The sequence below is a fragment of the Mesorhizobium sp. P2_D5 genome (assembly GCF_056404355.1).
The window spans coordinates 1,073,862-1,094,471 of the sequence record NZ_JBFUEE010000002.1; the positions used below are offsets into that span (position 1 = coordinate 1,073,862).

Sequence of the window (20,610 nt, forward strand, 5' to 3'; positions counted from 1 at the left end):
ACGAGGGCGCCTGATGGGTCACGACCTCGTCCCGCCACGCCAGCGCAAGAACGCAAAATCCATGCGTCGTGTGATGACCGATGCCGAGCTGAACCTCTGGAATGAGATTCGCGCACACAGGCTGATGGGATTGAGCTTTCGACGGCAGGTGCCGATCGGACCCTACATCGTTGATTTTGCCTGCTCGGACAAAAAGCTGATTGTTGAGGTTGATGGCAGCCAGCATGCGGATGCTGAGCATGTCGAGCGCGATGCAGAACGCAGCACCTTTTTGAAGGGCAGCGGCTGGACCATCCTGCGCTTCTGGAACGACGACGTCAGTCGCGATATCGACAATGTCTGCCAGCACATCGTGATCGAAGCCGGCCTGGCCGGCGCCGAAGTTCTGACGAGCGAACCAGCAAGGGAGTCCGTACCATGATCGACCATCTCGGTATCACCGTTGCCGATTTCGATGCTTCGAAGGCTTTCTACGACAAGGCGATGGCGCCGCTGGGTGCCTCGCTGCTGTATATGGTGCCGCTGGAATACACCGGCGGCGCCAAGGTCGGCGGCTATGGCCGCGACCGGCCGGTGTTCTGGCTGAGTTCCGGCAAGGACAAGCCGAGAGACCACCAGCACGTCGCCTTCACCGCGCGCAGCCGCGCCGAGGTCGATGCCTTCCATGCCGCGGCACTTGCCGCCGGCGGCAAGGACAATGGCGGGCCGGGCCTGCGCCCGCACTATCACCCAAACTATTACGGCGCCTTCGTCTTCGATCCCGACGGCAACAATGTCGAAGCCGTCTGCCATGCCCCGGAGTGAACCGCGATGAGCCTCGACAACCGACCGATCTATACCGGCGGCTGCCAGTGCGGCGCGGTGCGCTTTCGCGTCGAGGGCGCGCTTGGCGACGCTTCGATCTGCCATTGCCGCATGTGCCAGAAGGCGTTCGGCTCGTTCTACGCGCCGCTGGTTTCGGTGCGCGGCGCAACGCTCGACTGGACGCGCGGTGAGCCCAAATATTTCCGCTCGTCCAGCCACGTCGATCGTGGCTTTTGCGCCAATTGCGGCACGCCGCTGACCTTCACCGCGCCGGACGGCGTTGGCCTCGCCATCGGCGCGTTCGACAATCCGGCGGAGATCGTGCCGCTGATCCAGTGGGGCACCGAGGCAAAGCTGCCCTATGTCGACACGATCCCGCAATTGCCGGGCGAGGAGACGATGGCGGACATGTCGTCGGCCCCCTATCTGGCCGATCTCGTCTCCTACCAGCACCCGGACCACGACACCGAACAATGGCCGCCGAAGGAAAGATCATGACCGAGACAATACGAACCGGCGGCTGCCAGTGCGGCGCGGTGCGCTTCCGCATCAAGGGGGCGCTCGGCCGGCCGTCGATTTGCCATTGCCGCATGTGCCAGAAGCAGTTCGGCTCGTTCTTCGGGGCGCTGGTGACGGTGCCCAGGGATGGCGTCGAATGGACCCATGAGGAGCCAAGCTATTTCCAGTCGTCGGTCAACATCGATCGTGGCTTCTGCGCCCGCTGCGGCACGCCGCTGACCTATCGGCAGCCCGGTGGACTGGAGATCGCCATCGGCGCCTTCGACGACCGCTCCGATCTCGCCCCGCAAATCCAGGTCAACTACGCCGCGCGGCTGCCCTGGGTGGAGACGATCTTCGACCAGCCCATCCACCAGGACCCCGACTACTATGCCCGGCAGGAGCAGATCATCTCCTTCCAGCATCCCGACCACGAAACGGCGGACTGGCCGACCAAAGGTTTGCAGCTATGAGCAGTCGACTGCGCACCCTCTATCCCGAGATCGAGGCGTTCGAGTCCGGCATGCTCGATGTCGGCGACGGCCATCAGGTCTATTGGGAACGCTCCGGCACCAGGGGCGCCAAGCCGGCGGTGTTCCTGCATGGCGGGCCAGGCGGCACCATCTCGGCAAAACACCGGCGGCTGTTCGACCCAAAACTTTACGACGTCATCCTGTTCGACCAGCGCGGCTGTGGAAAATCGACGCCCAACGCCTCCCTGGAAGCCAACACGACCTGGCATCTGGTCGCCGATATCGAACGCCTGCGCGAGATGGCCGGCTTCGACAAATGGCTGGTGTTCGGCGGTTCCTGGGGCTCGACCCTGGCGCTTGCCTATGCCGAGACCCACCCTGATCGCGTCAGCGAACTGGTGGTGCGTGGCATCTACACGCTGACGCGTGCGGAGCTCGAATGGTATTACCAGTTCGGTGTCTCGGAAATGTTCCCGGACAAATGGGAGCGGTTCCTGGCGCCGATCCCGGAGGCCGAGCGCGGCGACATGATGGCGGCTTACCGCAAGCGGCTGGTGGGCAGCGACCGCAAGGCGCAGATCGAGGCGGCTCGGGCCTGGAGCCTGTGGGAAGGCGAGACGATCACGCTTTTGCCTGACCCCGAAACCAGCGGGCCTTTTGGACAGGACGACTATGCCGTCGCCTTTGCCCGTATCGAAAACCATTATTTCGTCCATGCCGGCTGGCTGGAAGAGGGGCAGTTGCTGCGCGATGCCTGGAAACTGAGGGATATTCCCGGCACCATCGTCCATGGCCGCTACGACATGCCGTGCCCGGCGCGCTATGCATGGGCGCTGCACAAGGCCTGGCCGAAGGCGGATTTTCACCTGATCGAGGGCGCCGGTCATGCCTATTCGGAGCCGGGCATCCTGGGTCAGCTGATCCGGGCGACGGACAGGTTTGCGGGCAAATGACCATGACCCGCGAGCGCCTCTATCTCTTCGACACCACCTTGCGCGACGGCCAGCAGACGCCGGGCATCGACTTTTCCGTCGAGGACAAGATCGCCATCGCAAAATTGCTCGACGCTTTCGGCCTCGACTATGTCGAGGGCGGCTATCCCGGCGCCAACCCGACCGACACCGCCTTCTTCCAGGAGAAGCGCACGGCGCGCGCCAAATTTGTCGCCTTCGGCATGACCAAGCGGGCAGGGGTGTCGGCGTCCAACGATCCTGGCCTTGCAGCCCTTGTGCAATCGAAGTCGGACGCCATCTGCTTCGTCGCCAAGAGCTGGGACTACCACGTCCGCGTCGCGCTCGGCTGCACCAACGAGGAGAACCTCGACGCCATCAAGGCATCCGTCGAGGCGGCCATCGCCGCCGGCAAGGAGGCGATGGTCGATTGCGAGCATTTCTTCGATGGCTTCAAGGCCAATCCCGACTACGCCCTGGCCTGTGCCAGGACGGCCTTTGATGCCGGCGCGCGGTGGGTGGTGCTGTGCGACACCAATGGCGGCACGCAGCCGTCGGAAGTCCGCGCCATTGTCGAGCAGGTCATCGGCTCAGGCATCCCCGGTGGCAATCTCGGCATCCATGCCCATGACGACACCGGCCAGGCGGTCGCTAATTCGCTGGCCGCGGTCGAGGCCGGCGTGCGCCAGATCCAGGGAACGCTCAACGGCATCGGCGAGCGCTGCGGCAACGCCAACCTGATCTCGATCGTGCCGACCCTGGCGCTGAAGCCGGCCTTCTCCACCCGCTTCGAAACAGGTATTTCGGCGGAAGCCCTGACCGGTGTCTCCAGGCTTTCCCGCGCTTTCGACGAGCTCCTGAACCGTGCGCCGGAAGCGCAGGCGCCCTATGTCGGTGCCTCGGCCTTCGCCACCAAGGCCGGCATCCATGCTTCCGCACTGGCCAAGGAGCCGGCGACCTATGAGCACGTGCCGCCGGAAGCGGTCGGCAACCGCCGCCGCGTCATGGTCTCGGACCAAGGCGGCAAGGCCAATTTCCTCGCCGAGCTGAAGCGGCGCGGGATTGATGTGCCTAAGGACGACCACCGGCTCGATGCGCTGATTGCCGTGGTCAAGGAACGCGAGGCCGAGGGCTATGCGTATGAAGGCGCCGATGCCAGCTTCGAACTTCTAGCGCGCAAGATGCTGCACGGCCTGCCGGAGTTCTTCAACGTCACCTCGTTCCGCTGCATGGTCGAGCGCCGCTTCGACGCCAACGGCCAGCTGAAGACGGTGTCCGAGGCGATCGTGAAGGTGCTGGTCGACGGCGAGGAGAAGATGTCGGTGGCCGAGGGGCATGGCCCGGTCAACGCGCTCGACATTGCCCTGCGCAAGGATCTGGGCAAATTTCAGAACGAGATCGCCGACATGGAGCTTGCCGACTTCAAGGTGCGTATCCTCAATGGCGGCACGGAGGCGATCACCCGCGTGCTGATCGAATCGCATGACGGCACCGGCGCGCGCTGGTGGACGGTCGGCGTTTCCGAAAACATCATCGACGCTTCGTTCCAGGCACTGATGGACTCCATCGTCTACAAGCTGATGAAGAACCGAGAGATGGCCGGGCTGGTGGCGGCGGAGTAGGGTTGAACCATCAACGAAAGTCCGTTGATCCATCAGAACTTTGTGATGGTCTTGGCAAGGCGGCTGGGCCATAGCGTTGGCCTATGGCCCCTGAAGCAACTGCCCTGGACACCGATTCAAAGGCCCGCCGCGGTTTTCTTTTGGCGCTGGGCGCCTATCTGCTGTGGGGATTGCTGCCCTTCTATATGAAGGCGGTCGCCCACCTGCCGCTCGCCGAAGTCATTGCCCACCGTATCGTCTGGTCGGTACCCATCGCCGCGGCCGTGCTGGTCTGGGCCGGCCGCACGGCGGATTTCAAGGCGGCACTTCGCTCACCCCGCACCATCGCCATGGCCGCGCTGACGGCGGCGCTGATTTCGGTCAATTGGGGCATCTATGTCTGGGCGATCGCCGTCGACCGCACCGTCGAGACCGCGCTCGGCTACTACATCAACCCACTGGTCAACGTCGTCGTCGGCGCGCTGCTCTTGGGCGAGCGTCTCGACCGGTTGCAGATCGCGGCGGTGGTGCTGGCGGCAGTCGCCGTCACGGTGCTGACCATCGAGGGCGGCAAGCTGCCCTGGGTGTCGCTGGCGCTGGCGTTTTCCTTCGCCGCCTACGGCTTCTTCCGCAAGACGCTGCCGATCGGCCCGAGCCAGGGCTTCCTGCTCGAAGTGCTTTTGCTGTCCGTGCCGGCTCTCGGCTACATCGCCTACCTGATCGCGACCGGGCAGGACCACATCGTGTCCGGTAGCGGCGTCGATACGGCGTTGCTTATCGGCTGCGGTCCGGTCACATCGGTGCCGCTGCTGCTGTTCGCCTTCGGTGCCAAGCTGCTGCGCCTTTCGACCATCGGCATCATGCAATACATCGCGCCGACCATGGTGTTCCTGATCGCGGTCCTGATCTTCGGCGAACCTTTCGGCACCACCCAGGCCGTCGCCTTTGCCCTGATCTGGGCGGCATTGGCGATCTATTCCTGGTCGATGCTGACGAACGCGCGCAAGGCTTCTATCCGGTAAGGAGTTTCGATGTACCTGCTGCACATCGCCAACAAGAACTATTCCTCATGGTCGCTGCGGCCATGGGTGCTCATGCGCGAGCTGGATATTCCGTTCGAGGAGCGGCTGACGCCATTTCCGACCGGATCGAGCTGGGATCTCTACCGGCCGTTCTCACCCAGCGGCCGGGTGCCTTGCTTGATAGACAACAGCCTGGTCGACGATGGCTGGGCGGTCTGGGATTCGCTTGCCATCGTCGAGTATCTGGCCGAGCGTCACCATGGCGTCTGGCCCGTCGAGGCCAAGGCGCGCGCCTGGGCGCGGTCGGCCGCCGCCGAAATGCATTCGAGTTTCACCGCACTGCGCGGCGCGTGCCCGATGAGTTGCGGCGTGCGCGTCAAACCGTTCCCGATGTCCGATGCGCTGAAGCAGGATCTCTTCCGCCTCGGCGACCTATGGAACGATGGCCTTGCCCGTTTCGGCGGGCCGTTTCTCGCTGGCGCGCATTTTACCGCCGTCGATGCCTTCTTTGCCCCGGTGGCGTTCCGGGTGCAGTCCTATGGGCTCACCTTCGAGGGGGCGGCTGCGACCTATGCGGCACAGCTGCTCAATCTGCCGGCGATGCGCGAATGGTATGCGGCCGGCCTTGCCGAGACCTGGCGCGACCCGGGCCACGAGGCGGAAATCCGTGCCGCCGGGACCATCATCGAGGATCTTCGCGCTTCGGCATGAACAGTCGCCGGGCTGCGGTTACAGCCCCCGGCCAAGCCGCCTGACGAACAGATAGGTGGCTGCCGCGATAAACACAGAGACCGCTGTCACCACCCAGAAACCCATGGGCGTGTCGACCAAGGGCAGCCCGCCGACATTCATGCCGAACAGGCCCGAGATGATGGTCATCGGCAGCAACACCGCCGTCATGACAGAGAGTACATAGAGCAACTGGTTCGACTGCATGGTCAGCTTGGCCATCAACTCGTCCTGCAACAGCCTTGTGCGCGCCTGCAACTGCTCGCCGTCATGATAGAGCGTATGCGCCCGCTGCGAGAGCCTTGCCGCCATGTCGTTGATCGGGTCAGGCAGCTCGTTGCGATGCGAATGGTCGAGATGCCGGAACAGATTGGTGATCGTCGCCATCTGCCGATGGATCACCACCAGCTGCCGGCGCGCCTCGACCAGCGCCTGTCGCTCATTGTGCCATGCATCGCGCACGACGCGGTCCTCGATGCCGTCGAGCGTGTCGCCCAGCTTGCCGAGCTCGACCGACATGCCGTCGAGCGACTGGCCCGTGACCGCCTCGATCAGTTCCGCCGGCGAGCGGAATTTCCGCGATCCATTCTCCACCGTCTTGCGGACGGCATCGACCGATTCCAGCGGCTGCTTGCGAGCGCCGACCAGCATCGTCTCGTTGAAGGCAAAGCGGAAATGGACAAGCCCGCGCGCTTCCGAAAAGTCGTGTTTTAGGTCCGGCAGATCGCCATAGAGCCAGCCATCCTCGAAGTCGATGTGACAGCCATGGCTGGGGGCAAGGAAGGCGTCGCGCACCGGCCCCGGCAAAGCTTTTTCGGCGCCGATCTCCTGGCGTGCATGCAGGTCGGTGATCTGATAGCTGCGCCAGGTCCAGCACGCCTGTGCAGGGTCCTTGGTGCGCAGGCCATCGGCGGTGAAATGATAGATGAAGAACAGCCCGTGCTCGTCGGGCAGGTAAGGCGACAGGTCGGTGCCTTCCGGGGCAAGAGCGACATCCATGGGCAGTACCAAAGATACAGTTTTCGGAAATGGCGCCGCGTGGCGGCGGCCTGACCGCGATGTCTAGCACGGACGAGTCCGCTTGCGTGTGACGGTTTCTTGACGGTCGATCACAGTCTGCCGATCACCGGCATCGCTTTCGATGTTGCCCGTCATCTGCGGCGCGCGAACGGGCCTAGAGCCCAACGCAATGGTGCGGTCAGCCGCCAGCTGCGTGACGCGAGGATCGCGTCGCGTTCTGCGCGGAGAGCGTCTCGGTCGCGGACGAGCATGTCGCGTTGGAGGCTGAGATCGTGGTTGGTGCGAACAAGTGCGTCGTGGTCGAGTGCGAGGTCACGCGTCGTGACCGTCGGCTGCGGTTGTTCCTGGAGCGGCAGCCGGGCGAGGAGCCATTGGGAAATTGCTGCCGGAAGGGCCAGCGTTCCGTCCAATATCGGATTTGCCTCTGCCGATCCGGCGCTGAACAGGTGATGATAGTGGATGTGGACCAATCGCGCCGCGTCCGGTGCCGGCAACCCAGCCAGGTTGTTGAGAGGAAAATTGTGCGTATCCGGCAAAAGTCGCACGGAGTGGTTTCCCGCGACTGCCGCCAGCGAGAAGGCGGCCTGGCTTGTACCCCAATAGGCGGTGGCGTCTCCGTGCAGAACCCCGGTTCCGGTGTTGTAGGTTGGCCCGTCGGCCCACGACTTCATATCCGCGGCCACCAATTGTCTGAAAATGTCTTCGGTGCGCTGGAAAAGCCCGCAGGCCCTTTTTGCTACAAAAAGCCCGCCATTGTAGCTCGCCCGCACCGCTTGGCCACCGACCGTTGTGTGCACGATGGGCAGACGTTCATAGTCGACGCCGACAAGGGCGCACAACTTTCTCCAGTAGCTGTCGAAGGGGTCGCCAGGACCCGTCGTGCACATTCCCTTGACGTCTACAGGGCGCGCGGCGGCCGAACTGGCGCCCAACGATAAATCGGGCTCGGCGACAAAGATCGTATCGCTGTCGAGCTGCACAATGATTGGCGGCCCCGACCGACGTTCGACGTGAGCAAGCGCGTGAATGCGATACGACGTGCCATATTGCGGGTAGTAACTCTCGATCTCGATCGGCAGATATTCGACATCCATCTGCTCAAGTTTGCGCAGCGTCGACACGGATGGGCGACGGCTACTCCTGGGCGACACGACCGTTATCGGGCACCGCGAATAGGCACCCGCGAAACATCGTATGCTCTCGCACAGCAACAGGGCTTGCGCTTCGAGAATGCCCGCCTCGGCAATCAGGACAAATTCGACACTCTTTTCGGCAATGTCGCGCGCCTGGCCAGTCTCCCGCGGCAGGGCCGGCACACTCGGCGAGGGCGCCGGTGAAGGCTCTATTTTCGCGGCTTCGCCGAGCCATTTCCCGGTCGCGCGCAACCGGGCCTTCAGGCCAGCCGCCAGCCGCTGCATTGCCGCTCTGGTCGCGGCACGCCGGTCGAGCGGCCAACACAGGGAACAGACCCTCAGCATCTCGTGTATCCGCAACGGCGGACTGGCCAGCATGCGGGCAACGAGGCCATGCGCCAGCTGCCTGGCGGCATCCGCATCCTCGGCTCGCTCGAACGGTCGGGCGGCGGCGAGGAAGACGCGAAGCACGGCAAGAAGCTTGCAGTAGGCGGCGGCGCGCCGCTTGACGGCGATCTCATGCCCACGGATGAATTCGGTCATATCGCGCGCGAAGGCGTCGTCATAAAGATCGTAGGTCAGCCCGAGTTTGGCCCAGAGCGCCTCGCGGATCGGATGCGTCCGGTTGCGCGCGTTCTTCGAGTGCTTCGTGCTCAGCCCTTGCGTGTTCAGCCGGTAGCGCGTCAGCGGCTCGGCAAGGTTTCGCGCCCGGCACAAGGGCAGCAGGGCAAAACACAGATAGTGATCATGCGATATCCACTGATCGGCCTTGTAACCCCCGACGGCCTCGAAGCCGCTACGGCGATAGGCCATGGATGAATGATAGAACGGATTGTGGAACAGGATGGTCCACCGGATCGCAATATCCGTTTCGGGCATTAGCTGCCCGCCGACGACGCGGTCGGCTTCGTCGATCAGCGTTACCGCGTTTCCGACGAGGCCAAGCTCGGAGTCCTCGTCCAGCGCCGCGACCAGCCGCCCGACATGCGTCGGCTCGGCGATGTCATCGCAATCCAGACGCAGGATGATGTCGGCGCGAGCCGCCTCGATGCCGCGGTTGGCGGCGGCGGCTGGGCCAAGATTGGTCGGATTGGTCACGATCCGTATGCGCGGATCACGGCGTGCCAGTGCCTCGAAGACCGCGGCTTCGCCGGTCGCGTCATCGACGATCACAAGCTCAAGATCGCGGAACTCCTGGGTTAGGATGCTGTCGACCGCCGCGTCGAGGAAGCGCTGGTCGGTGTAGACGGTCATGACGACGGAGGCGCGGGGAGCGAGATCTGTCTCCGTCTCGGGTCTGTTCTCCAAAGTTTGTCCCCCTGCAGATGTTCCCCGATAGCCAACTCGCTCGCGAGCCGCAAACGGAAATCGCTACGGGACGAGTTTGCTCACCGTAACCGGCGAAAGTCTTGGAGGGAGAGGAGGCGGCAAGCCTTGCCGACCGCCACCCTATTGCGCCCGTCAGCGCTTAGGGCCGAAGCCTGGATAGGGGATGAGCGGGACAATGGCGGCGATGTCCATCATGCCAGCCTTGACCAGCGGCAAGGTGGCGAGATGGTGCTGCACATCGGCGTCGCTGCCGGCCTCGAACATCATGCCGCTGCCCGGGATGTCGCCACGGTTCCACACCTGGCGCACCGCGCCTTCGGCATAGAGCGTGCGCCGTTGCTCGGCCTCGCCGGGCAGCAGCGGCGCGAAATCGGCGTCGCTGAACTTTTCGGTGTTGCGGCTGAGAAGGGCAAAGAACTGCATGGCGGTCTCCTTTGGTTGGGATGACCCAACTATCGCCGCGCCTAGCCAGACTGTCCAAGACTGAATAGGATAAAGTTGAGACCGCGAAGGACTTAAAAGCTTCGGAGAGAAAATGTTCGACCTGCGCCAACTCCGCTATTTCGTCACGGTCGCCGAAACCGGCAATGTCGGCCGCGCCGCCGAGATGCTGCATATTTCGCAATCGCCGCTCAGCCGGCAGATCATGCAGCTTGAGGAGCAGCTTGGCGTTCCCCTGTTTGAAAGAGCCAAGCAACGGGTCCATCTCAACGCCGAGGGCCGCGCCTTCCTCACCGAGGCCCGCTCGCTGTTGTCCAACGCGCGGCGATTGGAGGAGTTTGGCCGCAATCTGGCCAGCGGCGCCGTCGGCCGTCTCGCCATCGGCTATGTCGAAGGCGCCGTTCATGCCGGACTTGTCGCCGGGATGCTGCGTCAGTTTCGCCGCGAACGGCCGGATTTTCATCTTCAGTTGCGAAGCCTGCGGTCGGCGGCGCAACTGGAGGGGCTGCGGCAGCGCTCGCTCGATCTGGGTTTCGTCTATTCGCCGCCGGCTGACGATGACCCGGACATCGCCACGATCGCGCTGCGCCATGAACCGCTGGTGCTGGCGATTCCCGAAGATGATCCGCTTGTCGGGTTGTCGGACATCAGGCCGCATCACCTCGACGGCCGCACCTGGATCACCGTCGTGCGCCAGCCTGACGACACCAACCGTGGCCAGTTCCTGGCCGCTTGCGCCAAGGCCGGCTTTCTGCCCGACATCGCTTATGAGACGGCCGATCCGTTGACCTCGCTTGGTCTGGTCAGCGCCGGCCTTGGCCTGGCCACGGTGCAGGCCAGCCTGCGTGCCGCCGCGCCGTCACGGATCGTGTTTCGCGACCTGCCATGGTTCGAGCGAACGGTTTCCATCCATCTTGCCTGGCGGCGTCACGACCGCCGCGCCGTGATCACCGGCTTGCGGGAGGCAGCGGAAGAAGAGGGTAGGGCAGTAGGGCAGTAGGGCAGTAGGGCAGTAGGGCTTCACCTCAGGCAATCTACATACTGCCTTACTGCCCTACTCCCTTATTCCCCTACATCTTGTCGATCACCGACTGCATGCCCTCGGTCGGGGCGTCGACGGAGGAGCCTGCCACCATGATGGCGGCGACGATTGCCTCGGGGTCGTTGACGACCAGCGGCTTGACCCGCTGCGCGGTGTGGATGAAGCCCTCGGCGGCCATGTGGTCGAGTAACGCCAGCATCGGATCCCAGAATCCGCCGACGTTGGCGAAGACGATCGGCTTGCGGTGATGGCCGAGCTGCCCCCAGGTCATGACCTCGACGATCTCCTCGACCGTGCCGATGCCGCCCGGCAGCGCCACAAAGGCGTCGGATTTTTCGAACATCCTGTGTTTGCGCTCGTGCATATTGTCGGTGATTACGAGTTCGTCGAGCCGGTCAAGCGCGGTTTCGGTCGCCTCCTTGTTGATCAGGAAGCGCGGAATGATGCCCGTCACCTTGCCGCCGGCACGCAAGGCGCCCTCGGCGACGGCGCCCATGATGCCTTTGGTGCCGCCGCCGTAAATCAGCCTGAGGCCGGAGCGCGCAATCGAGCGCCCAAGCAGGTGACCGGCCTTGGCATAGGTTTCATCGCGGCCCGGAGACGAGCCGCAATAGACGCAGACGGATCGAATCGTGTTCATACCGATGATTGGTGATTGGGTCTGAAAGCGGGGTCAAGCCCGGGCGGGCTTTTTCTTGTCGGCTTTGGCAAAACAGGCTAGACCGGCATTAGGTGGCTAAGGGGTAGGGAAATATGGCAATTAATCCACTGAAGGCGTTCTTGTTCGCAGCGGGTGGGACCGTTGCGGCCGCAGGAACCGCCTATGTATCAGGCGCACTCGACCCATATCTCATTCGCACGCCGCCGGCGGAAGTGGCAGCACTGACCCCGCCCGCGGCGCCGAAACCGGCCGATCCCGGCACGGAAGCGCGGCTGCCGCCAGCGGCGGTGCCGGCCGCTCCCGGCGCGGCGCCTCAGGCGACGGCCCCGACCGCGCCGGCAACGGATGCGGCGGCTCCAGCCGCGCCCTCAACGGATGCGGCTGCGGCCGGTCCGATCGTGCCGTCCTTCGATGTGGTGCGCGTCGAGAGCAATGGCTCGATCGTCGTTGCCGGCAATGCGGCGCCCAATTCGAAGGTAGAGATCCTCAACGGCACCACCGTGCTCGGCTCGACCGTCGCTGGCCCCGATGGCGCCTTTGTCATCGTGCTCGACGATCCGCTGAAACCCGGCGACTATACAATCGCATTGCGCGCCACCACCGGCGATGTCGTCACCGCCTCGGCGCAAACCGCCGTCGTCTCGGTTCCCAAGGATGCGGCGGGCCAGGTGCTGGCCATGGTCGAAGAGCCCGGCAAGCCGGCCGAACTGCTCACCGTTCCGGCGCCCGAGACAAAGCCGGCCGCACCGGCCGCCGGCGACCAGGCTGCCGCCCCGGCGGCTCCTGCGCCAGCCGTGGTTGCAGCAGCCCCCGCTCCGGCGGCACCGGCTACGCCGCCCGCCGGATCAGTGGCCGAACCCAAGATCGTCGTCGAAGCGGTCGAGATCGACGGCAACAAGATCTTTGTCGCCGGTCTCGCCGATGCCGGCCGCAAGGTGCGCGCCTATGCCAATGACATCCTGCTCGGCGACGCGAAGACGTCGCCGGACGGCCATTTCCTGGTCGAGGCGGCTCGTGACATTCCGGTCGGCAGCTACACCATCCATGTCGACGGCCTCGATGCCGATGGGGTGACAGTTGTGGCTCGCGCCGCCGTACCGTTCGAGCGCGAGCCGGGTGATTCTGTCGCCGCCGTGGCGCCCGCCGAAGCAAAGCCGGCCGCGCCTGCCGTCGCAGGCGCCGCTCCGGCGGAATCCGCATCGGCTCCTGCTGCACCGGCCACCGAGGCTCCGGCCATGACACCCGCTCCCGCCACCGATGCTCCGGGAGTTGTGGCTGCGGCAACGCCGCCAGGCGATGTGCCCGAGACAGTGGCGCCCAAGCTCGAACATGCCAACAGCGCCGTCATCATCCGCCGCAACGATACGCTGTGGCGGATTTCGCGGCGCGTCTACGGCCGTGGCATGCGCTACTCGACCATCTACCTCGCAAACCAGGATCAGATCAGCGATCCCGATCGCATCTGGCCGGGGCAGGTGTTCAAGGTCCCGGAAAAGTCGAAGGAAGGCGAAGCCGCCGACCTCAAGGCGATGGGCGAGCAGGCGACGACGGCTCCGCCCAAGACCAAGTGATTGCATTGAGCGCGCTCGCCTCCACCGCAAGGCGAGACGCCTTCGACTGAGTCCCTGCACAAGAAAGGACTTCTGGTTCGGTGTTGAACCGCCGGCGGTGTCGCGCGGGCTGGCGACCCAGTCCTGTTTCGTCATCAATCCCGGGCGCTTCGGCCGTGATCGGTTCGGCGTCCAACAAATAGCCGAGGACGAACATGCCGATTGGGCGCTATAAACGGCGCGCAGTCAGAAACAGGACTTATAAATGAGAAAAGGCGACTTCAGCGAGTTGGCCATGTTTATCGCGGTCGCCGAAGAGGGAAGCTTTACACGTGCCGCCGCGAAGCTTGGCCTGTCCCAGTCGGCACTCAGCTATGCCGTCCGCATGCTCGAGGAGCGGCTCAAAGTCAGATTGATCTCGCGAACGACACGCAGCCTGTCGCTGACCGACGCTGGAGAAAAGCTGCTTCACAGCCTGCGTCCGGCATTCGACCATATCGACAATGAAATCGCTCAGCTCACCGCCCTTCGTGACAAGCCTGCGGGCACGATCCGCATCACCACCTTCCGCCATGCGGCAAGAACGGTGCTATGGCCTGTCCTGCTGAAGCTCCTGCCGGAATATCCGGACATCGCTGTCGAGATCAATGTCGATGAAGGGCTGACCGACATCGTCGCCGGTCGGTTTGACGCGGGCATCCGCGTCGGCGAGCAGGTCGAGAAGGACATGGTTGCGGTTCGGGTGAGCGCGGACATCCGCATGGCGGTGGTCGGCTCCCCAACGTATTTTGCCACTCGCGAGGTTCCACAAACGCCGCGTGACTTGAGCAACCACAATTGCGTCAGCTACCGGCAGAGCGCAGGGGGTGGGCTCTATGCCTGGGAGTTCGAGCGCGACGGCGTCGAGCTTGAGGTCCGGGTCAACGGGTCGCTCGTCATCAACGACAACGAGATGCTGGCAAACGCTGCCCTCGGCGGACTGGGGCTGATCTATACCTTCGAATCGCAAATCGCCCAGTATGTTGCCGATGGACGCCTCATCCGTGTGCTGGAGGATTGGTGCCCGCCATTCTCCGGCTACCACCTCTATTATCCGAGCAGACGACAACAAACCCCGGCCTTCGCCGTCCTGGTCGAAGCGCTCCGCTACAAAGGGTAGTGGTTTTCGACTGACGATGACGCATTTATCAATCCCATTTCTAAGTTCATGCAGATAATAGCGTCTAATCAGGATAAGCTGCGCGGTCTATCTCCTGTCCATCGAAGACAAGGAGTTGGATATGAGCAAGGTCTGGTTCATCACGGGTGCCGGCAGCGGTATTGGCGCCGCCACCGCTAGGGCGGCACTGAAGGCAGGCGATCGGGTGATCGCGACTGGCCGCAATCTCGACAAGGTCCGCAATGCGCTGAGCGATGTCGCAGGCGACAGGCTCGTGTGCGTCCAGTTGGATGTCGCCAACGAAGCACAGGCGAAGGCTGCGGTTGACGAGGCGATGAAGGCCTTTGGACGCATCGACGTTCTGGTCAACAATGCCGGCTACAGCCTGCTTGGCAATTTCGAGGAGTTGAGCACCGCCCAGATCGAGGGACTGATCTCGACAAATCTGTACGGCGTCATCCACGTCATGCGTGCGGTCCTTCCAGCCATGCGCAAACAACGCTCGGGCCGGATCATCAACATCAGTTCGCTTGCCGGCATAATGGGCTTCAAGCATTGCGGCGCCTACAGCGTTGCCAAATTCGCGGTCGAAGGCCTTTCCCTCTCGGTGGCGCAGGAGGTCGAACAGTTCGGCATCAAGATCGTGGTGGTCGCGCCGGGCTTCTTCCGCACGGACCTCCTCGATGTGCAGAACGCCAAATACAGCGCCAGCACGATCCAGGACTACGCCGCTGAAGGCACCGCCCAAGACATGTGGTCGGGCTATGACGGCAAACAGCAAGGTGATCCCGCCAAGCTCGGCGCTGTCCTCGTCAAACTTGCCGGGATGGAGAATCCGCCGAAGCAGTTCGTGGCTGGCAGTGACGCCCTTGCAGCATTCAAGCCGGTCCTCGAAGGGCGTCTTGAGGAACTGAGCGCCTACGCGGACCTGTCCAGGTCGACAGACGGCTCATTCTAGGCCCCACAAAACCAAAGGAATTGCACAATGAAGAGACTCGCTATCGGCGCGGCCGCAGCCACGGCCGTCACCATCGTTCTTGCCGCAACAGGCTATGCGCAGAACACACAGCCGCCCGGCTACATGATCGCCAACTACACAATCAAGGATCAGGCGGGCTACCGCAAATATATGGAAGAGGCGGGTCCGCTTGCCCCGAAATATGGCGGCAAGATCATCGTCTTCAACCTCAACGCGAGCGCGGTGGAAGGCCAGCCGAAAAAGGTCATGGCCATCGCCGAGTTTCCGAGCCTTGCCGACGCCCAGCGCTTCTACAATTCGCCCGAATATACGGCCGCGAGGAAGTTCCGCGTCGCCTCGACGGAGGGCACGGTTGTCATCACGGAAGGGTTTGTCCCGCCGCAGCCATGACGGGCGAATAGGGCGGGCAACACGGATTGTGTCCTGGCCTCAAATCCCAACGGACATCGACATCTCAACAACCATCAAGGAGGCCCACATGGGCAACCAGCGCGACAATTCTGTTCAGCAGGAAGGCGCTCTCTCGAATGACCGCCGACAGCTTCTCAAAGCCGGGATGGCACTTGCCGCTCTCCCCATCATCGCCGCCTCATCCGCAGTTGCGACGGCTGCGGACAATCAAACGCAAACGGGTGCAACCATGACCGATGCCAAATCCGAAGAGTTCATCAATGGCCTTGCCGATTTGATGGCACACTCGACCCGCACGCCGATCCTGAGATGGCCGAATGAATACGGCATGGAATACGAGGAGATCTTTTTTCCGGCGATGGATGGCGTGACGATCGAGGGTTGGTTCGTCCCTGCCCAGTCGGACAGGTTGCTCATCTTCAATCACCCCATGCCCTGCAATCGCTACGGCTATCCGGGGCATCTGGAGCCGTGGAAAAATTTCGGCGGCTTCGAAGTGAATTTCCTGCCGGAATACAAGCTACTGCATGATGCAGGCTACAACATCATCACCTACGACATGCGCAACCACGGCCGCAGCGGAATGGGCAGCGGCGGCATCAATGGCCACGGTGTGCTGGAATATCGCGACGTCATCGGATCGCTGCGTTACGCGAAATCCCGGCCCGATACCAAGGACATGAAGACGGCCCTTTACAGCCGTTGCCTGGGAGCCAATGCCACCATCGTGGGCATGAAGAAGCATCCGGAGGAATTCAGACACATCAAGGCGATGATCGCCTTGCAGCCTGTCACGCCTGCGGTATTCGTCGAAACAGCTGTCGAAAACCAGAAAATCGCCAATGGCCTTGATCTGTTCGACGTGGCCTTTCACAAGCGGACCGGCTTCCACCTCGCCGACGTCTGGCCGATGGACTATGCCAGGGCAGTGACTGTTCCGACGCTCGTCGCGCAGGTTCGCAATGATTTCCTGACCAAGCCCTCCAATGTGCAGGAAATTTACGACACCATCTCCTCAGAGGACAAGAAACTGTTCTGGATCGAAGGGACAGACCAGCGTTTCGAAGGATATAATTACTTCGGAAAAAACCCCCAGCTGGTGCTCGATTGGTTCAGCTCTCACATTCCAACGGCCTAGCAGCCAAATCTGCCCAAAAGGGCAGCTTGCCGCAGAACCGGTCATCGTTTATCGCCGATGGACGATGACCGAATCCCCCTCCGAGATAGACGGATGCCGCTCCGCGCCGGCCAACTGCGCCCCGGACAGCCGCACCGTTGCCGCGCGGCTTGCCGCGCTATCCCACCCGGCACGCATCGAAATCATAAAGCACCTGTCAGCCAGCAACTCCTGTTGCTGCCGTGAAGTCGTCGATCGTTTCGATCTGGCGCAGTCCACCGTGTCACAACACCTGAAGATACTGGTCGAGGCCGGGCTGGTCCGCTTCGAGCCCGATCGCCAGCGCTCGCGCTATGCGGTCGACCACGCCGCGCTTGCCGATGTTTCCGCGTCGGTCGCCGCGCTCGTCAATTCCTGCTGCTCCGGCCGCTGAAAATAAGAAGAAGGCACCAGAAATGGCCGAAAAAACCGTCTCCGACTCCTCGACCTTCAAGACGCTGCTCAATCTGTGGCCTTACATGTGGCCGGCGGATCGCGCCGATCTCCGGGCACGGGTCACCTGGGCGACGCTTCTCTTGGTTGTCGCCAAGCTGACGCTGGTCGCCGGTCCCTATTTTTTCAAATGGGCGACTGACGCGCTGGCCGGCGACGCCAGGTCTGTGCCGCCGCTGCCAACCTTTCTGCTGGCACCCGTCATGCTGGTCGTCGCCTACAACGTCGTGCGACTGGTGCAGCTTGGTTTCAACCAACTGCGCGACGCACTGTTTGCCCGCGTCGGCCAGTACGCGGTGCGCCAGCTCGCCTTCCGCACCTTCGTCCATATGCATGAACTGTCGCTGCGCTTTCATCTCGAGCGGCGCACCGGCGGCCTGTCGCGCATCATCGAGCGCGGCACCAAGGGTATCGAGACGATTGTCCGTTTCATCATGCTCAACACCGCGCCGACCATCCTCGAATTCGCGCTGACCACCGGCATCTTCGCTTACACCTATGGCTGGAAATACGTCGTCGTCGTCGCGGTCACCGTCTGGGTCTATGTCTGGTTCACGGTGCGGGCGAGCGACTGGCGCATCGGCATCCGCCGCGACATGAACGACAGCGACACCGACGCCAACACCAAGGCGATCGACTCGCTGCTCAACTACGAGACGGTCAAATATTTCAACAATGAAGGCATGGAGGCCGAGCGCTTCGACCGCTCGATGGCGCGCTACGAGATCGCGGCGACCCGCATCTGGACTTCGCTCGGCTGGCTGAACTTTGGCCAGGGCATCATCTTCGGCCTCGGCACCGTCATCGTCATGTGCATGTCGGCGCTCGAAGTACAGGCGGGCACGCAGACGGTCGGCGACTTCGTCTTCATCAACGCGATGCTGATGCAGCTGTCGGTGCCGCTCAATTTCATCGGCTTCATCTATCGCGAAATCCGCCAGGGGCTGACCGATATCGAGCAGATGTTCGACCTTCTGGATGTTCCGCAGGAGATCGTCGACAAGCCGGATGCCAGGCCACTCGCCGTCAGCGCAGGGAAGGTCGAGTTTCGCGACGTGCATTTCTCCTATGATCCGAACCGCAAGATCCTGAAGGGCATCAGCTTCGCGGTGCCGGCCGGCAAGACGGTCGCCATCGTCGGGCCATCGGGCGCCGGCAAGTCGACCATCTCGAGGCTGCTGTTCCGCTTCTACGACGTCCAGGGCGGCCAGGTGCTGATCGATGGCCAGGATATCAGGGACGTGACGCAGGAGAGCCTGCGCGGGGCGATCGGCATGGTGCCGCAGGACACCGTGCTGTTCAACGACACCATCGCCTACAACATCCGCTATGGCCGCATCGGCGCCAGCGAGGAGGACATGCGCAAGGCGGCCGAACTCGCCCAGATCGGGCCGTTCATCGAACGGCTGCCCGATGGCTACAAGTCGATGGTTGGCGAGCGCGGGCTGAAACTCTCCGGCGGCGAGAAGCAGCGCGTGGCGATCGCCCGCACCATTTTGAAAGCGCCGCCGATCCTGATGCTGGATGAAGCGACATCGGCGCTCGACAGCCACACCGAGCAGGAGATCCAGGCCGCGCTCGATCTGGTTAGTCGTGGCCGCACCACCATCGTCATCGCCCACCGGCTGTCGACGGTGATTTCCGCCGACGAAATCATCGTGCTGCAGGATGGCCAGATCGCCGAGCGCGGCACCCATGCCGAGCTGATGCGCAAGCACGGCCTCTACGCCTCGATGTGGGACCGCCAGCGCGAAGCGACCGAAGCCGAAGAGCGGCTGCGCATCGCCCGCGAAGGCGACGAGCTTGGCGTCATCGTCCGCCGCCGCACGTCGGAGGTGTCATAGCGGCGGCTCTCCTTCTCCCCCTTGTGGGAGAAGGGAAAAAATCCGCTTGACCTCAACTTTAGTTGAGATTGTAGGCCGTTCTTGGAGCCCGCAAACACCAAGATCCAGGAACGGAACAATCGAAAATGAGCGAGATAAATCAGAGTGCTGATGGCGGCAGCGTGTTCAGGGTGGACAAGTTCGTCGTCCCGGCCGCCGCCCGCGAAGAGATACTCGCCAAGGTCAAGGCAACGCATGAGGTGCTGCGCCGGCAGGATGGCTTCGTGCAGGATTTCCTGCTCGAGCAATTCTCTGGCCCGGGCGAATTCAACCTGGTCACGATCGTCGAATGGGAGAGTCAGTCGGTCGTCGACCGGGTCGTGCCGATCGTCACGGCCGAGCATGCGCGTGCCGGTTTCAATCCGCAGGAGACGATCGCCCGGCTCGGCGTGCGAGCCGACATCGCCAACTATCAGCGGATTCCCGGGGTGTAAGGCTTCTACGGCCAGCCAACGCCAGGTGCCGGCGCTTCAACGCTGAGCACCTGGCCGGTGCGGGCATCGCCGGTCATGTGCTCGAAACCACGCCATTCGGCGGCGGCGATGAACAGCGTTTTCCTGTCCGCGCCACCCAGCATGCAGGCAAAGCAGCCGCGATCGACATTGACGGTCTGCAGCACCTCACCGCCTTCGAGCACCCGCACGCAGTGCTTGTTGGGAACGTCCGCGTACCAGGCCGCCCCTTCGGCATCGAGGCAGATGCCGTCGGGAAAACCATCAAGGTCGGCCCAGACGCGGCGGTTGGCGAGGCTGCCGTCCGCGGCGATGTCGAAGGCAGTCAGCCGGTTGGCGTGCGATTCGGCGACGATCAGCGTCTTGTTGTCCGGCGTCACCGCCATGCCGTTGGCGAACGCGATATTTTCCGCCACTTGCCGGACCGCGCCGTCTGGCGTGACCAGCACGACGGTACCTGGGCCGAAATACTGGCCGGGAGCCGGCGCCGGGCCGCCGCCATTGACATAGATGTTGCCGCGCCCGTCGACGACGATCTCGTTCCACGGGCTTTTCGACAGCTTTCGAAAATCCGCGTGGGTAGCCAGTGAACCGTCCGTTTCCCTGCGCAACAGCAACCCCTCGCGACCGGAGACGACGAGCAGGCGGCCGTCCGGCAGCCAGTCTATGGAGTAGGGCAGCACAGCTGGCACGGTGAGCACGATCTCGCGTCTGCCGTCGGCATCGACGGCGATGATCTCGCCGGTCCCCCAGTTGCAGAGCCACAGGCGTCCGTCACGCCAGCGCGGCGATTCTCCGAAGGCGAGGCCTTCCGTCACGACACGAGCTTTGTTGCCAGATGATGCCTGCATGATCGGGAGCCTC

Annotated in this window: 22 protein-coding genes; 17 read left to right on the top strand and 5 right to left on the bottom strand. The window is 63.1% G+C overall.

Annotation, left to right across the window (positions count from 1 at the left end):
- Positions 1–13: 13 nt before the first annotated feature.
- From AC1DYW_RS11850 to AC1DYW_RS11885, 8 genes are all read left to right on the top strand, one after another.
- Positions 14–421, top strand: a complete 408-nt coding sequence (locus AC1DYW_RS11850) for an endonuclease domain-containing protein (RefSeq protein WP_457151888.1) — start codon at positions 14–16, stop codon at positions 419–421.
- Positions 418–804, top strand: coding sequence for a VOC family protein (locus tag AC1DYW_RS11855; protein WP_457151887.1), 387 nt, complete (start codon positions 418–420; stop codon positions 802–804). The genes AC1DYW_RS11850 and AC1DYW_RS11855 overlap by 4 nt, the downstream gene beginning before the upstream one ends.
- A 6-nt stretch (positions 805–810) precedes the next feature.
- Positions 811–1,302, top strand: coding sequence for a GFA family protein (locus AC1DYW_RS11860; RefSeq protein WP_095086514.1), 492 nt, complete (start codon positions 811–813; stop codon positions 1,300–1,302).
- Entirely contained in the window at positions 1,299–1,775 is a 477-nt protein-coding gene (locus AC1DYW_RS11865; RefSeq protein ID WP_457151885.1) for a GFA family protein, read from the top strand. The genes AC1DYW_RS11860 and AC1DYW_RS11865 overlap by 4 nt, the downstream gene beginning before the upstream one ends.
- The gene (pip, locus tag AC1DYW_RS11870) at positions 1,772–2,728 is read left to right on the top strand and encodes a prolyl aminopeptidase (RefSeq protein ID WP_457151884.1); all 957 of its coding nucleotides are present in this window, start codon (positions 1,772–1,774) and stop codon (positions 2,726–2,728) included. Before AC1DYW_RS11865 ends, pip begins: the two co-directional genes overlap by 4 nt.
- Positions 2,725–4,347 carry a citramalate synthase gene (gene cimA, locus AC1DYW_RS11875; RefSeq protein ID WP_477226255.1) on the top strand — a complete coding sequence of 541 codons (1,623 nt, stop codon included), beginning with the start codon at positions 2,725–2,727 and terminating at the stop codon, positions 4,345–4,347. The genes pip and cimA overlap by 4 nt, the downstream gene beginning before the upstream one ends.
- An 83-nt stretch (positions 4,348–4,430) precedes the next feature.
- Complete coding sequence (rarD, locus tag AC1DYW_RS11880; RefSeq protein WP_457151882.1) at positions 4,431–5,348, top strand: EamA family transporter RarD; 918 nt, start codon at positions 4,431–4,433, stop codon at positions 5,346–5,348.
- Positions 5,349–5,357: 9 nt separating this feature from the next.
- A complete protein-coding gene (locus tag AC1DYW_RS11885; protein WP_457151881.1) occupies positions 5,358–6,059 on the top strand; it encodes a glutathione S-transferase family protein in 702 nt (233 codons plus the stop codon).
- Between the two features lie 18 nt (positions 6,060–6,077).
- On the opposite strand, the gene AC1DYW_RS11890 is transcribed toward AC1DYW_RS11885, so the two are convergent.
- The 3 genes from AC1DYW_RS11890 to AC1DYW_RS11900 all read right to left on the bottom strand — a co-directional run bounded on the left by AC1DYW_RS11890 (position 6,078) and on the right by AC1DYW_RS11900 (position 9,982).
- Positions 6,078–7,076, bottom strand: coding sequence for a transporter (locus tag AC1DYW_RS11890; protein WP_477226256.1), 999 nt, complete (start codon positions 7,074–7,076; stop codon positions 6,078–6,080).
- 152 nt (positions 7,077–7,228) lie between these two features.
- Complete coding sequence (locus tag AC1DYW_RS11895; RefSeq protein WP_477226257.1) at positions 7,229–9,538, bottom strand: glycosyltransferase family 2 protein; 2,310 nt, start codon at positions 9,536–9,538, stop codon at positions 7,229–7,231.
- Between the two features lie 153 nt (positions 9,539–9,691).
- Positions 9,692–9,982: a hypothetical protein gene (locus tag AC1DYW_RS11900; protein ID WP_477226258.1), complete on the bottom strand. Its 291-nt coding sequence runs from the start codon at positions 9,980–9,982 to the stop codon at positions 9,692–9,694.
- Between the two features lie 112 nt (positions 9,983–10,094).
- Here AC1DYW_RS11900 and AC1DYW_RS11905 point away from each other — a divergent pair, with 112 nt between their 5' ends.
- On the top strand, positions 10,095–11,000 hold the full coding sequence (locus tag AC1DYW_RS11905) for a LysR substrate-binding domain-containing protein (RefSeq protein WP_477226259.1): 906 nt from the start codon (positions 10,095–10,097) through the stop codon (positions 10,998–11,000).
- 70 nt (positions 11,001–11,070) lie between these two features.
- On the opposite strand, the gene AC1DYW_RS11910 is transcribed toward AC1DYW_RS11905, so the two are convergent.
- The gene (locus AC1DYW_RS11910) at positions 11,071–11,682 is read right to left on the bottom strand and encodes an LOG family protein (RefSeq protein ID WP_457151876.1); all 612 of its coding nucleotides are present in this window, start codon (positions 11,680–11,682) and stop codon (positions 11,071–11,073) included.
- 113 nt (positions 11,683–11,795) lie between these two features.
- Here AC1DYW_RS11910 and AC1DYW_RS11915 point away from each other — a divergent pair, with 113 nt between their 5' ends.
- The 8 genes from AC1DYW_RS11915 to AC1DYW_RS11950 all read left to right on the top strand — a co-directional run bounded on the left by AC1DYW_RS11915 (position 11,796) and on the right by AC1DYW_RS11950 (position 19,728).
- Complete coding sequence (locus AC1DYW_RS11915) at positions 11,796–13,274, top strand: LysM peptidoglycan-binding domain-containing protein (RefSeq protein WP_477226260.1); 1,479 nt, start codon at positions 11,796–11,798, stop codon at positions 13,272–13,274.
- Between the two features lie 244 nt (positions 13,275–13,518).
- Entirely contained in the window at positions 13,519–14,412 is an 894-nt protein-coding gene (locus AC1DYW_RS11920; RefSeq protein WP_477226261.1) for a LysR family transcriptional regulator, read from the top strand.
- A 121-nt stretch (positions 14,413–14,533) separates the two neighbouring features.
- Positions 14,534–15,370, top strand: a complete 837-nt coding sequence (locus tag AC1DYW_RS11925) for an SDR family oxidoreductase (protein ID WP_477226262.1) — start codon at positions 14,534–14,536, stop codon at positions 15,368–15,370.
- Positions 15,371–15,397: 27 nt separating this feature from the next.
- Positions 15,398–15,781, top strand: coding sequence for a DUF1330 domain-containing protein (locus tag AC1DYW_RS11930; protein WP_477226263.1), 384 nt, complete (start codon positions 15,398–15,400; stop codon positions 15,779–15,781).
- 88 nt (positions 15,782–15,869) lie between these two features.
- Complete coding sequence (locus tag AC1DYW_RS11935) at positions 15,870–16,940, top strand: alpha/beta hydrolase family protein (protein WP_477226264.1); 1,071 nt, start codon at positions 15,870–15,872, stop codon at positions 16,938–16,940.
- A 64-nt stretch (positions 16,941–17,004) separates the two neighbouring features.
- Complete coding sequence (locus AC1DYW_RS11940; RefSeq protein ID WP_477226265.1) at positions 17,005–17,352, top strand: ArsR/SmtB family transcription factor; 348 nt, start codon at positions 17,005–17,007, stop codon at positions 17,350–17,352.
- Positions 17,353–17,374: 22 nt separating this feature from the next.
- Positions 17,375–19,255 (top strand): ABCB family ABC transporter ATP-binding protein/permease, encoded by a 1,881-nt coding sequence (locus AC1DYW_RS11945; protein WP_477226266.1) that lies wholly within the window; start codon positions 17,375–17,377, stop codon positions 19,253–19,255.
- 125 nt (positions 19,256–19,380) lie between these two features.
- Positions 19,381–19,728 (top strand): antibiotic biosynthesis monooxygenase family protein, encoded by a 348-nt coding sequence (locus AC1DYW_RS11950; protein WP_477226267.1) that lies wholly within the window; start codon positions 19,381–19,383, stop codon positions 19,726–19,728.
- A gap of 5 nt (positions 19,729–19,733) precedes the next feature.
- Here the strand turns inward: AC1DYW_RS11950 and AC1DYW_RS11955 are convergent, their stop codons facing one another.
- Entirely contained in the window at positions 19,734–20,597 is an 864-nt protein-coding gene (locus tag AC1DYW_RS11955) for an SMP-30/gluconolactonase/LRE family protein (protein ID WP_477226268.1), read from the bottom strand.
- Positions 20,598–20,610: the final 13 nt, after the last annotated feature.

Bases quoted from the DNA above. Each gene is read 5' to 3' on its own strand.
- AC1DYW_RS11850 (WP_457151888.1), top strand. From the start codon at position 14: ATGGGTCACGACCTCGTCCCGCCACGCCAGCGCAAGAACGCAAAATCC.
- AC1DYW_RS11855 (WP_457151887.1), top strand. From the start codon at position 418: ATGATCGACCATCTCGGTATCACCGTTGCCGATTTCGATGCTTCGAAG.
- AC1DYW_RS11860 (WP_095086514.1), top strand. From the start codon at position 811: ATGAGCCTCGACAACCGACCGATCTATACCGGCGGCTGCCAGTGCGGC.
- AC1DYW_RS11865 (WP_457151885.1), top strand. From the start codon at position 1,299: ATGACCGAGACAATACGAACCGGCGGCTGCCAGTGCGGCGCGGTGCGC.
- pip (WP_457151884.1), top strand. From the start codon at position 1,772: ATGAGCAGTCGACTGCGCACCCTCTATCCCGAGATCGAGGCGTTCGAG.
- cimA (WP_477226255.1), top strand. From the start codon at position 2,725: ATGACCATGACCCGCGAGCGCCTCTATCTCTTCGACACCACCTTGCGC.
- rarD (WP_457151882.1), top strand. From the start codon at position 4,431: ATGGCCCCTGAAGCAACTGCCCTGGACACCGATTCAAAGGCCCGCCGC.
- AC1DYW_RS11885 (WP_457151881.1), top strand. From the start codon at position 5,358: ATGTACCTGCTGCACATCGCCAACAAGAACTATTCCTCATGGTCGCTG.
- AC1DYW_RS11890 (WP_477226256.1), bottom strand. From the start codon at position 7,076: ATGGATGTCGCTCTTGCCCCGGAAGGCACCGACCTGTCGCCTTACCTG.
- AC1DYW_RS11900 (WP_477226258.1), bottom strand. From the start codon at position 9,982: ATGCAGTTCTTTGCCCTTCTCAGCCGCAACACCGAAAAGTTCAGCGAC.
- AC1DYW_RS11905 (WP_477226259.1), top strand. From the start codon at position 10,095: ATGTTCGACCTGCGCCAACTCCGCTATTTCGTCACGGTCGCCGAAACC.
- AC1DYW_RS11910 (WP_457151876.1), bottom strand. From the start codon at position 11,682: ATGAACACGATTCGATCCGTCTGCGTCTATTGCGGCTCGTCTCCGGGC.
- AC1DYW_RS11915 (WP_477226260.1), top strand. From the start codon at position 11,796: ATGGCAATTAATCCACTGAAGGCGTTCTTGTTCGCAGCGGGTGGGACC.
- AC1DYW_RS11920 (WP_477226261.1), top strand. From the start codon at position 13,519: ATGAGAAAAGGCGACTTCAGCGAGTTGGCCATGTTTATCGCGGTCGCC.
- AC1DYW_RS11925 (WP_477226262.1), top strand. From the start codon at position 14,534: ATGAGCAAGGTCTGGTTCATCACGGGTGCCGGCAGCGGTATTGGCGCC.
- AC1DYW_RS11930 (WP_477226263.1), top strand. From the start codon at position 15,398: ATGAAGAGACTCGCTATCGGCGCGGCCGCAGCCACGGCCGTCACCATC.
- AC1DYW_RS11935 (WP_477226264.1), top strand. From the start codon at position 15,870: ATGGGCAACCAGCGCGACAATTCTGTTCAGCAGGAAGGCGCTCTCTCG.
- AC1DYW_RS11940 (WP_477226265.1), top strand. From the start codon at position 17,005: ATGACCGAATCCCCCTCCGAGATAGACGGATGCCGCTCCGCGCCGGCC.
- AC1DYW_RS11945 (WP_477226266.1), top strand. From the start codon at position 17,375: ATGGCCGAAAAAACCGTCTCCGACTCCTCGACCTTCAAGACGCTGCTC.
- AC1DYW_RS11950 (WP_477226267.1), top strand. From the start codon at position 19,381: ATGAGCGAGATAAATCAGAGTGCTGATGGCGGCAGCGTGTTCAGGGTG.
- AC1DYW_RS11955 (WP_477226268.1), bottom strand. From the start codon at position 20,597: ATGCAGGCATCATCTGGCAACAAAGCTCGTGTCGTGACGGAAGGCCTC.